The organism is Candidatus Hydrogenedentota bacterium (assembly GCA_016791475.1).
Classification (GTDB): Bacteria; Hydrogenedentota; Hydrogenedentia; order Hydrogenedentales; family JAEUWI01; genus JAEUWI01.
The window spans coordinates 30,630-43,646 of sequence record JAEUWI010000028.1; the positions used below are offsets into that span (position 1 = coordinate 30,630).

The following is a 13,017-nucleotide window of genomic DNA, read 5'->3' on the forward strand; positions in this document are numbered from 1 at the left end:
AGGATTCTTCATTGCTGTTGTTTCTACCAATTGTGATTCCCCTGGCCGCGGGGGCGCTCTGCGCGGCCGCCGCGACGGCGTGGCCCCGCACAACCCGGTGGATCGGCCTTGCGGGAACGATCGCCTTGCTCGCCGCCGTGATCGCCCTGGCAGTGGAAGTCCAGGGTGGGATTCAAGTGGCTCACACGGGGGCCTGGCCCGCACCCTACGGAATCTCTCTTGTGGCCGACGGTCTCTCCGCCATCATGGTGCTCATGACGGGCATCACCGCCTTGCTTATGGCGATTTTCTCCAACGCCACCATGGATACGCGCCGCTTGAAGGACGGGTACTACTTTCTTTTCTTTGTGCTGCTGGCCGGGGTCAACGGCGCCTTTCTTACGGGAGATCTATTTAATCTATACGTATGGTTTGAAGTGTTGTTGATCGCGTCCTTCGTGCTCATCGTTCTCGGCGGTACCCGTCGACAGTTCGGCGGTGCGGTGAAGTATGTCACGATGAACCTTGTGGGATCGGTCGTTTTTCTCTCCGCCGTCGGGATCATCTACGGCAATACCGGCACTCTGAACATGGCCCATCTGGCCACGCGCATTCCGGAGATTGAGAGCGGGTCCGTGAGGCAGGCATCCTACGGGCTACTCCTGGTGGCTTTCGGGATCAAGGCGGGCGTTTTTCCACTATTTTCCTGGCTGCCCGCTTCCTACCATACGCCGCCTCACGTGGTCACGACTCTCTTTTCTGCGCTCCTCACAAAAGTGGGCGTCTACGCACTCATCCGCGCCAGCACCCTGTTGTTCCCGGCCGAGCACGCCCAGTTTCAGCCCTTTGTGCTGGTCGTGGCGTCATTGACGATGGTGGCGGGGGTGCTGGGGGCCGTCGCACAGTACAACCTGCGAAAGCTCCTTTCTTTTCATATCGTAAGCCAGATCGGTTACTTGATCTTTGGCGTTGCGCTGGCCACCGCCGGCAGTCTGGCGGCCTCGATTTGCTTCATGGTTCACGTCATGGCGGCCAAAGGGGCGCTCTTTGTTTCGGGGGCCTTTATGCACTACCTTCGCGGGACCTCGGACTTGAAGCAGCTCGGCTCCTTCGCCGCGACCCGACCCGCCTTCGCCCTTTTATTCGCCGTGCCAGCGTTGTCTCTGGCGGGCCTGCCGCCCTTTTCGGGCTTCGTGGGCAAATATGCCCTCGTGAAGGCGGGTCTGGAGGGCGGTGCCTATATCACGGTTTTTGTATCGCTGGCGGTCAGCATCCTCACCCTCTATTCCATGACGAAGATCTGGAACGAGGCCTTTTGGAAGGCCGCCCCCCGTGAAGTCCATGCACACGTGCCGGAGCGCCAACTTTCGCGCGTGCAAACCTGGGGTATACTGGCACCCGGCGTGGTGTTGGCGGCCTTCAGTGTGCTCCTTTCCGTCGCCGCCGCCCCGCTCCTCGCCGTGTCGACCGCCGCCGCCGCAGAGCTTCTCGACCCTCAGGCGTATATTTCGGCGGTGCTGGGAGTTGCGCCATGAAGGCTCTCTTCCTGAATCTGCTCCTCGCCCTGACCTGGTGCGCCGCATCCGGGGCGGTGAATACCCAGAACTTTGCTCTGGGCTTCCTGGTGGGCTTCACGATTCTGAGCGTCCAGACCGAGATCAGCCGCGGCGGGAAGTACCGCAAGAAGGTCTGGTACGTGTTTGTGTTCGCGCTGTATTTCCTGCGCGAGGTGCTTGTCGGAGCACTTCAAGTGGCCTGGGCGGTCATCTGGCCTTTTCGCGCAATCCGACCGGGCATTGTGGCGCTGCCCCTGTCGGCGCGAACGACGATCCAGCAGACCTTGCTGGCGAATGCCATGACGCTGACGCCGGGAACAATGAGCGTCGAGCTCAGCGCCGACGGCAAGACCCTTTATGTACACGTGATGGATATGGAGAATGCGGACGAAGTGCGCCGGAAATTCAAGAGCGGCCTGGAAGCGCACCTGTTGAGGATGCTGTCCTGAGGAGATCCCGAGATGATAGAAACCCATATTAAGTACATCATGGTTGTCTATGGGGTCGCACTTCTCCTTGCGCTCGCACGGCTTATCAAGGGGCCCACACTGGCGGACCGCGTGATCTCGCTCGACTTTATCATGACCTGCGTCATCGGAATGATCGTGGTCGATGCTATCGCCACGGGCGAGTCCCACTTCCTCAGCGTGGCCATTGTGGCCGCATTACTCGGCTTTGTAGGAACCCTGGCCTTCGCCATGTATATCCAACGGAGGGCGGGGCAATGACCGATCATCTGGTCGTAGGACTCTTGTGGGTCGGTGCCGTCTTCACACTGGTCGCCGCGATCGGCATCGTCCGACTGCCCGACGTTTTTCTCCGCATGCATGCGGCGGCGAAGGCGGGCACCGTTGGCGTCATCTCGGGCCTGCTTGCGCTGACCCTGCATTTCGATGAACCCGCCATCCGCGCGCGCGCCGTGTTAATCGCTCTCTTTCTGTGCATCACCGCGCCCATCGTGGCGCAGGTGCTGGCGCGGGCCGCACTCGCCGCCCGGACCCCCATGTGTCCCCGAACCCGGTGTGAGGAGTGGACGGCCGACGAGGCCCACAAGCGAGGTGACACAAAGTAGCGTTGTTGGCCCACGATCACCCGCCCGTGATCCGCGGCCAGCAAGCGCCCTACGGACCTGTCGTGCAGACTCTGATAAAGGGCGATACAGCGCCGGACCGGAAATGGCATCGCACTCAGCGAAGGGCTATGATACCGGCTGCGGGTTCCGACCGTGAAGGTTCTTCGACAATGAAGGAGCCCGCTCCATTTTCCACGGTTTACTCTGGAGTTCTCTCATGTTTGTGCGAATGACCTGCTCCATCCTCGGTGTGGCGATCCTGGCTCTTCTGCCCGCCCACGCCGATCTCCTTCCGCCGATCTCCCGCGCGCCTCAGTATCCCCTGAAGACGCAGCGCATGCTGTGGACCGATGCCGAAGTGGCGATGGCCCGGGAGAACATCGCGAAATATCCAGCGGCGCGGGCGATTGCGGATGCCACCATAAAGCGGGCCGATGTCTGGATGGCCTGGGAGGACACCGCGTTGCGGGCCATTGTGACGACGGCGGACGTGCCGCGCGCCTTCAACGACGCGACGGCGGGCTGTCCGAAATGCGGTATGGAACTCTATGAGAAGGGCGGGACATATCCCTGGATTATCGACCCGAAGGTACCGTTCAAGGTGACGTGCCCGGTGGACGGCAGCACCTATCCGAGCAACGATTTCGCGGCCTATTATGCATCGGGTATGAACGATCGTTCGCTGCTCACGGGCGACTACGCGGACGACGGACGGGGCTGGGTGTCACCGAGCGGCGAGAAGCACTGGTTTGTGGCGTATGCGAATCACTGGACGTGGATGAACCACATCATTCCCGCGGCGCAGGATCTGGCCCGGGCCTACATTCTGACGGGCGATGCGACCTATGGGCGGAAAGCGGCGGTGCTGCTGGATCGCATCGCGGAAGTTTACCCGAACATGGATCACCATCCGCAGTCGCGCTATGGGGAACTCCAGGGCGCGCGGGGCGGGCGCTATGAAGGGAAGATCCTGAACCACATCTGGGAGACGGGCACGTTGACGTCGCTGGCCGAGGCCTATGACTATTGCTGGGACGCGATTGGAGATGACACCGTGTCGGGGAAGACGGCGGCGCAGGTGCGGGCGAACATCGAGGCGAATCTGCTCGAGGAAGGTATCGACGGCTATTTCTCCGGGAAGATTCGCGGCAATTTCGGCATGCACCAGAAAGCTTTGGTCTTTGCGGGGCTGGCGCGTCAGTTTGGCAAGCAGGATGAATGGTTCGACGGCATCATGAACGACGCGGGCAGTGGAGAAGCAACGACCGGGCTGAACTACGCGCTTTACAACCTGGTCTATCGCGACGGGCCGCCTTTCGAGACGGCGCCGGGCTACAACTTTTCCTGGGTGGCCAATATCACCACGGTGGCGGAGGCCCTGCACCGCGCGAATCGCGACGTGTACGCCATTCCCAAGATGCGCCGGCTCTACGATGGCGTAATCGACGTGGTGAACATTGGCCAGCACACGCCTTCCGTGGGCGACAGCGGCTCGGTGTATGGCGGCTTTGTCGGGCGCGATGCCTACGTATACCAACGGGCCTGGCAGGTCTATCAAGACCCGAGATTTCTCGCGCACCTTCAGGGCTTCAACGCCACCGGCGACGGGGGCTTCATCGATTTCGAGAGCCTCTTTGCGCCGGTGATTCCTTCCGCGCCGCCCGTGAAGGCTCCGGTGCGATCAAGGCTGATGGACGGCTACGGCATGGCGATCTTGAACAATCCCGCGAACACGATTTCGCTGGCGCTCTACTACGGCTACATGGGGGGACACGGCCACTTTGACCGGTTGAACTTCGAGCTCTATGCGAACAATCTTGTGATGATGCCCGATCTGGGCTATCCCGATTTCATGAACGCCTATGTGCCCGGCATCTATACCTGGAGCAAGAACACCATCGCCCACAACACGGTCACGGTGGACGCCGCGCGGCAGCGGACCAACTACCCCGGCACGGTGCAGCGCTTTGTGGATGAGGGATTCGCCCGAGCGCTGGATATCGACGCCGCGCCGACCTATGGCCAGACGAGCGAGTACCGGCGGCGGCTGGTGATGGTGGACCTGGATGATGCCCGGAGCTACTTGGTGGATTGCTTTACGGTGAAGGGCGGCGGTCAGCACGACTATAGCCTGCACGGCCCGCCCGGGACCTTTACTCCATTGTCGGGCGAATGGAGCGAGCCGGCGGCGGGCACGCTGGCGGGTCCGGACGTCCCGCTGGAATATATCTACGACAATCCGGCGATGGCCACACCGGGGTACACCGGCGGCTACTCGGACTACCGCGGTTCGGGTTTCCAGCACTTGTTTAACGTGCAGCGGCTGACCGGGGGCAGCGCCGCGGGCGAATGGATCCATGAGAAGAATCCCGAGGCGAAGCTCAGGCTTTACCGGCTGGATGCGCCGAAGGAGGCGATGCTTGCGGATGCGTTTATCTCGCCCGTGAAGTACAAGACGCCGGTAAAGTATGTGATTGGGCGCAATCAGGGTGATCAAATGGAATCCCAGTTTGTCTCGATTGCCGAGCCGTTCAGCGGTTCGGCGGCCATCCAGCAAGCCCGCAATTTACCCTTGCGTGAAGGTTCCGGCGTGGCCGCGGAGGTGCGCTGGACCGGACCCGCGGCTGAGGTCATGCGCGATGTGGTGTTGATCAACACGGCGGGCGGAACGATGCGTCTCGCCGATGAAGACCTGCACACCGACGCGGCCATGGCCGTTGTGCGTTTTGCGAATGGGACGGTGTCGCGCCGATGGGCCACCGGCGGTACCTATCTCATGGCCGGAGGCGTCAGCTCCAGCCAGTCGGCCCCCCTCACGGGCACGGTCACTTCGGTCGACGCGGGTTCGGGTCGCATTCTTATCGCATGCGAAATGCTTTCGGCGGATGTCGGTTCGCTGGCCGGCAAGGTGATTCACTTTCAGAACGACTTTCGCCGCACGGCCCACCCCATCCTCGGGGCGGCACCCGCGCCAGGCGGACTTCTGGTTACCGTGGGCGACGATCTGCTTGTGGGTCGCGTACGCATCGGCGCACTCCGCGCGGACGGCTTCACCACGGCCACGGGCATGGCCTTTGCCCCGGTCTACGATGGCGCCTACGCGACGGACGAGGCTTTCAGCGCCTTCGTGCCGATTACGGGCGTGAAAGGCGGCGTGGTGACCTACACCGCACCCCGCGCGGACAGTGCGCCCTTTGTGTCGGGGGAGGACGCGTGGATCGTGAATGTGGGCCCTGGGGACCGTGTGGAGGTACCGATGGCGACTGTTGGCGGTGGGTGAACCATAATGCAATCCGAGTGGGCCGTTCCCCGCACGTAATGCGCGGGACGGTCCCGTCTCAAATAGAACCGGGCAGCCTCGCTGGTTGCGGGCTGCCCGGATGGTCTCTGGACTGCTTAGTGTTTCTTCGGGCGGTAGATGTGGGTGGCGGTGCCGAAGACGGAGCCGGCGGCTTCCATGACGGTTTCGCTGAGGGTGGGGTGGGGGTGGATGGTGAGGTCCATGTCGCTCACCAGGGCGCCCATCTCGATGGCCAGGGTACCTTCCGCGATGAGCTCGCCCGCGCCCGCGCCGACGATGCCCATGCCCAGCAGGCGGTGGGTTTCGGGATCGGAAATAATCTTGGTCATGCCTTCCATACGATTGATGGTGGTGGCGCGACCGGAGGCGGCCCAGGGGAAACGTGCGATGTGCACGTTGCGTTCCGTGCGCCTGGCCTCTTCTTCCGTGAGGCCGCACCAGGCGACTTCGGGGTCGGTAAAGACGACGGCGGGGATGGCCTGGGGTTCGAAGGCGGCGTGGTGGCCGGCGATGACTTCGGCCGCGACGCGCCCTTCGGCGGAGGCTTTATGGGCGAGCATGGCACCGCCCACGATGTCGCCGATGGCGAAGATATTGGGATCGGCGGTGCGCATCTGGGCATCGACTTCGATGAAGCCGCGATCATTGACCACGACGCCGGTGCTCTTGAGGCCGAGGCCGCTGGAGTTGGGTTTGCGGCCGATGCTCACGAGCACCTTGTCGAAGGTGCGCTGGGGCTTCTTGAGGTTCTCGCCTTCGAGGGTGACCTTGATGCCGGTCTTCTGCTCTTTCATATCGGCGATTTTGGTGTTCAGGAGGATTTCCTTGAACTGGGTCTCCAAGCGGGCCTGAAGGGGCTTCACCAGGTCGCGGTCCGCGCCGGGCAAGAGTCCACCGGTCATTTCCACGCAGGTGACTTCGGAGCCGAGGGCCGAGTAGACGGTGCCGAGTTCCAGGCCGATATAGCCGCCGCCCACGAGGAGCAGGGATTCGGGAATGTCGGTAAGCTTCAGAGCGCCGGTGGAGTTCATGATGCGCTCGGACTCGATCAGGGGCCCGAATCGGGCCGGACGCGAGCCGGCGGCGATGATGGTGTATTCCGCAGCCAGCTTGATCTGCTTGCCGTCGGCCAGGGTGACGACGAGGTTCTTCGAGTTTACGAAGGTGCCCCGGCCCTGAATGTAATTGATTTTGCGCGCTTTGACGAGCTGTCCGAGTCCGCCGGTCATCTGGTTGACGACGGCGTCGGTGGCGTTGCGTACGCGATTCAGGTCAATCTGGGGCTCGCCAAAGGTCAGTCCGAAGTGGGTGGATTCCCGGGCCTCGTTGATGACCTTGGCCACGTGGAGCAGGGCCTTGGACGGGATGCAGCCGCGGTAGAGGCAGGTGCCCCCGGGATTGGCTTCCACATCGATGAGGGTCACGTCGAGGCCGAGGTCCGCGGCCATAAATGCCGCGGCGTAACCGCCGGGCCCGCCGCCCAGCACCGCGACCTGTGTGCTCTGATTGCTGCTCATACGTTTATCCTCTTCCCCCTTCGGGGTCGTTTTCGTTGTTCTATCGTTGGTCGTCCGGGGGGTCAGGATTCCAGGATGAGTTTCCAGGGGTTTTCGAGGGCCTCGGCTACCCAGCGCATGAAGCGCGCGGCGTCCGCCCCGTCGATGAGGCGGTGGTCGTAGGAGAGGCTCAGGGGCAACATGGTGCGGGGCACGAGCTGGCCATTCTGGAAGACGCCTTCGACGGCGGAGCGGGAGACGCCGAGAATGGCGACTTCCGGCGAGTTGACGATGGGGGTAAAGCCGGTGCCGCCCAGGCCGCCCAGATTGCTGATGGTGAAGGTCGTTCCGGACATGTCGTCCAGGCTGAGCTTGCGATCACGGGCTTTCTTCGCGATTACGGGCAACTCCAGGGCGAGGTCCTGAAGGCTCTTCTGGTCCACATTGCGGATAGCGGGGACGAGCAGGCCGGCGGGGGTTTCCACGGCGACGCCGATGTTGTAGTACTGCTTGAAGATGATCTCTTCCGTGGCCAGATCGATGCTCGCATTGAACTTCGGGAAGCGGCGCAGGGCCTCGGTGACGACCTTCATGAGAAAGACCGTGACCGTCAGACTGCCGCCCTTGGCCTTGATGCCGGGGGCGTACTGCTGGCGGATCTGCTCGAGGGCGGTAATATCCGCCTTGTCGAAGTGGGTCACGTGGGGAATGGTGGTCCAGCAGTGGGTCATGTGCTCGGTGGTCTTCTTGCGGACGCCGTTCATGGCTTCGCGCACCACCTTTCCCCAGCGGTCATCGGCTACGGAACCGGCCAAGGCCACCGGCGCGGGGGTTACCGCCACAGGGGCGGGCGCAACGACCGGAGCGGGTGCGGGCGGGGCCGTGACGACGGGCGTGGCGCCGGAGGCGGCGGCGAACTGCTCCACATCGTGGGCGCTGATGCGGCCCGAGGGATCGGCCGTGGGGACATCTTCCAGGCGGACACCGAGGACGCGGGCGAGCTTGCGGACGGAGGGGGAGGCCTGGATGTGCGCGCTCGAACGGGCCACGGGCGCGACTGGAGCCGTGGCGCGTGGCGCGGGCGCCGCCACAGTCGCCGCGGGCGCTACGGGTGCGGGAGCAACCGGAGGGGCCACAGGCGCGGGCGCCGGGGTCGGAGCTGGTGCGGGAGCGGGAGCGGGCTTTTCCGCCTTGGGCGCCGCGGCGCCGTCCGCCTTTTCGTACACAAGGATAACCTGGCCCACGCTGACCTTGTCTCCGGTCTTGACGTTGATCTTCGTGATCTTTCCAGAAACCGGAATCGGGATTTCCGCCACGGCCTTGTCGGTCTCGATTTCGATGATGGGCGAATTCGCGGCCACCGTGTCGCCCACTTTGGCCAGTAGGGTCGCAACCGTACCCGACGTGACGCCTTCACCCAGTTCAGGGAGCTTGAATTCTGTCGCCATGGATTTCTGTTCCTGCATGGTTCGGGCCGTGCAATCACCGCTGGAATAATGGTGTCATTCTCTGGTGAAGCTGGACGTGAGCTCTGCCCACAACCCGGTTTCTCAATCGTGTTCAAGGACTACATGCGCGTCTCAGGGACAACAGGGACTTCAGGGACAGCAGTAACGTCTCATTCTGCTGTCCCTGAAGTCGCTGCCGTCGCTGGAAGCGATAAGAATGGCCCGGCTTCTCGCCGCGAGGGCATTCCCGTCAAATCGCGTGACTGCGTACTAATGCTGAGTTTCTAGGCCGAGGCGGGATCGGGCTTGTGGGGCGCGATCTTCAATTCCTTCATGGCCGCCTTGACCACATCGATTTTGATCTTGCCCGCGCGGGCCAGTGCCGACAGGGTGGCGAAGACGATGTGGCGCGCATCCACTTCGAAGTGATCGCGCAGGGCCTCTCGGGACTCGCTGCGGCCGAAACCGTCGGTGCCGAGGCTTTCGATGCCCTGGGGCACCCACTTATACAGTCCGTCGGGCAGTACTTTCATGTAGTCGGAAGCGGCCACAACCACGCCCTCTTCCCCGGCCAGGCACTTGGTGACATAGGGCACACGGGGCTTCGAGCCGGGGTGGAGGCGGTTCCAGCGTTCGGCGGCCAGTCCGTCGCGGCGCAGTTCGCCATAGCTCGTCACGCTCCAGACGTCGGCGGAGACTTTGTACTTCTCCAACATCTCCTGGGCCTTGAGCACTTCATTCATGATGGCGCCGCTGCCGAGCAACTGGGCGCGGAGTTTGGTGGGCTTCATCTCGGAGGGCCTGAACTTGTACATGCCCTTGAGGATGCCCTCGCGGACGCCTTTGCCCTTGGGCATGGCGGGCATCGCGTAGGGTTCATTTTCCACCGTGAGGTAGTAGAAGACCGCTTCCTGCTCCTGGTACATGCGCCGGATGCCGTCCTGAACGATGACAGCCAGTTCAAAGGCGAAGGCCGGGTCGTAGCAGAGCATGTTGGGGACGGTGCTGCCGAGGACCAGGCTGTGCCCGTCCTGGTGCTGGAGGCCTTCGCCGTTCAGGGTCGTACGGCCGGCGGTGCCGCCGACGAGGAAGCCCCGGCAGCGGATATCGCCCGCCAGCCACACCAGGTCGCCGATGCGCTGCATGCCGAACATGGAGTAGTAAATATAGAAGGGGATGGTGTTGATGCCGTGGGTGGCATAAGCCGTGCCCGCCGCCAGGAAAGAGGCCATGGAGCCGGCTTCGTTGATGCCCTCTTCCAGAATCTGGCCGTCGGTGGCTTCACGGTAATAAAGCAGGTTGTCCGCGTCCACGGGCTCATAAAGCTGGCCCTTGGAAGAATAGATGCCGACCTGGCGGAAGAGGCCGTCCATGCCGAAGGTGCGGGCTTCATCGGGCACGATGGGCACCACGAGTTTGCCCAGGGCCTTGTCGCGCAACAGGATGGCCAGGATGCGCACGAAGACCATGGTGGTCGACACGGCCCGGTCGTTGCCGGTAAGGAATTCCTTGATGAGCTCGTCGCCCGGGGCCTTGAGGGCGGGCGCCGTAACTTCGCGGCGGGGCAGCGAGCCGCCCAGCGCGGCGCGGCGCGCCTTGAGGTACTGAATTTCCGGGCTGTCCTCGGCGGGTTTGTAGAAGGGCGCGTAGGCCACGTCGTCGTCGGTGATGGGGATGCCGAAGTTGCCGCGAAACTCGCGCAGCTCGTCTTCGTTCATTTTTTTCTGCTGGTGGGTGATGTTCTTGCCTTCACCCGCCTCGCCCAGACCGTAGCCCTTGACGGTTTTGGCCAGAATTACTGTGGGGCGGCCTTCGGTATCCACCGCCTTCTTGTAGGCCGCATAGACCTTGATCGGGTCGTGGCCGCCGCGCTTGATTTTGCGCAGTTGCTCGTCGGTGACGGTATCCAGAAGCGGTTTCAGCTCGGGGTCGCGTTCCAGAAACCAGCGGCGGATATAATCGCCGGATTCCACGGTGAACTTCTGGTAGTCGCCGTCCACCGCGCCTTCCAGCACGTTGATCAGGCGACCGCCCAGTTCGGACTTAAAGATGGGGTCCCACTCGCTGCCCCAGATCACCTTGATGACGTTCCAGCCCGCGCCGCGGAAGATTCGCTCCAGTTCCTGGATGATCTTGCCATTGCCGCGCACGGGACCGTCAAGGCGCTGGAGATTGCAATTGATTACAAAGATCAGGTTGTCGAGCTGCTCGCGCACGGCCAGGCCGATGGCGCCGAGGGTTTCGGGCTCGTCGCACTCGCCATCGCCCAGGAAAGCCCACACATGGCCGCCGTTATTGGGCTTCAGACCCCGGTGCTCCAGGTAGCGGTTGAAGCGCGCCTGGTAGATAGCCATGATTGGACCAAGGCCCATGGATACGGTGGGGAACTGCCAGAAGTTGGGCATGAGCCACGGGTGCGGGTAGGACGACAGGCCGCCGCCCTTCGCCAGCTCGCGGCGGAAGTTCTTGAGGTCTTTTTCGTTCAGACGGCCTTCCACATAGGCGCGGGCATACATGCCGGGGGAGGCGTGGCCCTGGAAGTAGATCTGGTCGCCGCCGTGGGATTCCGTGCGGCCGTGGAAGAAGTGGTTGAAGCCCACTTCATAGAGGTTTGCCGAGGAGGCATAGGTGGAGATATGGCCGCCGATGCCGTCCAGTTCGCGGTTGGCGCGCACGACCATGGCCATGGCGTTCCAGCGGATGGTGGATTTGTTCAGGCGCTCCAGCTCGCGATCACCGGGATATTCCGGTTCATCATCCGCTGGGATGGTGTTGATATAAGGCGTATTGGCCGTAAACGGCAGGCGGACGCCGTGGGCGTAGGCATAATCCGACAGGCGGTACATGAGGGCGGTCGCCGCGGCAACGCCCGATTCCGCGACCAGATCGTCCAGCGCGTCCATCCATTCCTGGGCTACTTGTTCTTCCAAAGGTTCGGGTTCTACACTCACCGGGGACCTTTATCCTTTCCGCTTCGATGCACACGCATACGCGTACCGCAAAACTATAGATATCGCTGACTCGCGAAGGGCATCCTTGTCCAAAACCCGGCAAGCACCGGGCGACATGGTATTGTATGCCAGTCATGCGCCATACATCAAGGCGGGGGACCCCGCGCGCTCTATCGACAAGGGTTGCAAGCGCTTATAGCTGGGGCGACGGCGCCTGTTCAGGAAGGCATAAAAGCGAAATTCGAGAAAAACGCGTGACGGGTTTTTCTCGCGGCTTTCCGCAGGCCGCGATCCGTCAGGGCTCGATTTCGGCCACCGAGTCGATGACACGGGTCGGTTGGAAGGGGAACTGGCGCAGATGCTCGCGATCGGTGATCCCGCTGAGCACCAGGATGGTGCCGAGGCCGGTTTGAACGCCCGCGATGATATCGGTGTCCATGTTGTCACCGATCATGATGGTGTTTTCCGAGTGCACGCCCAGGTGGTTGAGCGCGAGGCGCATCATGAGGGGATTGGGCTTGCCGATGAACAGGGGGCGACGCCCGGCGGCCTGCTCGATCAAGGCGGCCATGGCGCCGCAGGCGGGCACGATGCCGTACTCACTGGGGCCGGACTTGTCCGGGTTCGTGGCGATGAAGTGGGCTCCTCCAGTCACCAGGCGGATGGCGGTGGTAATCTGGTCGAAGCTGTAGGCGTGGGTTTCGCCAAGGACGACATAGTCGGGGTTGCGATCGGTGATGACATAGCCCACATCGTGGATGGCGTGGGTCAACCCGCTCTCGCCGACGACATACGCGGTGCCTTCGGGTTTCTGGAGGTGTAGGAACTGTGCGGTGGCCATGGCGGAGGTGTAGATGCGCTCCGGCTCGATGTCGAGCCCCGTGGCGCGGAGGCGGTAGGCCAGGTCGCGGGTGGTATAGAGGGGGTTGTTGGTGAGGACCATGAATTTACAGTCCGCCGCGCGGAGCCGGGCAATGAACTCGGCCGCGCCGGGAATGGGCTGCTGGCCGCGCACGAGTACGCCGTCCATATCGATCAAGTAATTCTTCTTCTCGTTCGCGTTGCTCATGGCCTCTATCCTCACTTCAATTGTCGCGCCGTAAGTGGCTTCTATTGTCGCACAGGCTGTCGGGGGAAGGGTACAGGCAATGGTCTAATCCAAAACGGCGCGGGCGGTCCCGGAACTCCAGGACCGCCCGCCGCGAAATCCGTCT

General features: G+C 62.7%; 9 protein-coding genes. 5 read left to right on the top strand and 4 right to left on the bottom strand.

The genetic code is table 11. The annotated features are described in order from the left end of the window. Nucleotides 1-11 precede the first annotated feature (11 nt). The 5 genes from JNK74_15720 to JNK74_15740 all read left to right on the top strand — a co-directional run bounded on the left by JNK74_15720 (nt 12) and on the right by JNK74_15740 (nt 5,887). Nucleotides 12-1,514, top strand: coding sequence for a Na+/H+ antiporter subunit D (locus JNK74_15720; GenBank protein ID MBL7647635.1), 1,503 nt, complete (start codon nt 12-14; stop codon nt 1,512-1,514). After that, a complete protein-coding gene (locus tag JNK74_15725; GenBank protein ID MBL7647636.1) occupies nt 1,511-1,984 on the top strand; it encodes a Na+/H+ antiporter subunit E in 474 nt (157 codons plus the stop codon). Before JNK74_15720 ends, JNK74_15725 begins: the two co-directional genes overlap by 4 nt. Before the next feature lie 12 nt (nt 1,985-1,996). After that, entirely contained in the window at nt 1,997-2,263 is a 267-nt protein-coding gene (locus JNK74_15730; GenBank protein ID MBL7647637.1) for a hypothetical protein, read from the top strand. Then, a complete protein-coding gene (locus JNK74_15735; protein ID MBL7647638.1) occupies nt 2,260-2,607 on the top strand; it encodes a monovalent cation/H(+) antiporter subunit G in 348 nt (115 codons plus the stop codon). Before JNK74_15730 ends, JNK74_15735 begins: the two co-directional genes overlap by 4 nt. A 217-nt stretch (nt 2,608-2,824) precedes the next feature. Next, nucleotides 2,825-5,887, top strand: coding sequence for a heparinase II/III family protein (locus JNK74_15740; GenBank protein MBL7647639.1), 3,063 nt, complete (start codon nt 2,825-2,827; stop codon nt 5,885-5,887). Between the two features lie 116 nt (nt 5,888-6,003). Here JNK74_15740 and lpdA read toward each other — a convergent pair whose 3' ends face one another. The 4 genes from lpdA to JNK74_15760 all read right to left on the bottom strand — a co-directional run bounded on the left by lpdA (nt 6,004) and on the right by JNK74_15760 (nt 12,872). Continuing rightward, nucleotides 6,004-7,425: a dihydrolipoyl dehydrogenase gene (gene lpdA / locus JNK74_15745; GenBank protein ID MBL7647640.1), complete on the bottom strand. Its 1,422-nt coding sequence runs from the start codon at nt 7,423-7,425 to the stop codon at nt 6,004-6,006. A 62-nt stretch (nt 7,426-7,487) separates the two neighbouring features. Then, entirely contained in the window at nt 7,488-8,852 is a 1,365-nt protein-coding gene (locus JNK74_15750) for a 2-oxo acid dehydrogenase subunit E2 (protein MBL7647641.1), read from the bottom strand. Between the two features lie 284 nt (nt 8,853-9,136). Further along, complete coding sequence (gene aceE / locus JNK74_15755; GenBank protein MBL7647642.1) at nt 9,137-11,755, bottom strand: pyruvate dehydrogenase (acetyl-transferring), homodimeric type; 2,619 nt, start codon at nt 11,753-11,755, stop codon at nt 9,137-9,139. Between the two features lie 343 nt (nt 11,756-12,098). After that, nucleotides 12,099-12,872, bottom strand: a complete 774-nt coding sequence (locus tag JNK74_15760) for an HAD family hydrolase (GenBank protein MBL7647643.1) — start codon at nt 12,870-12,872, stop codon at nt 12,099-12,101. Nucleotides 12,873-13,017 lie beyond the last annotated feature (145 nt).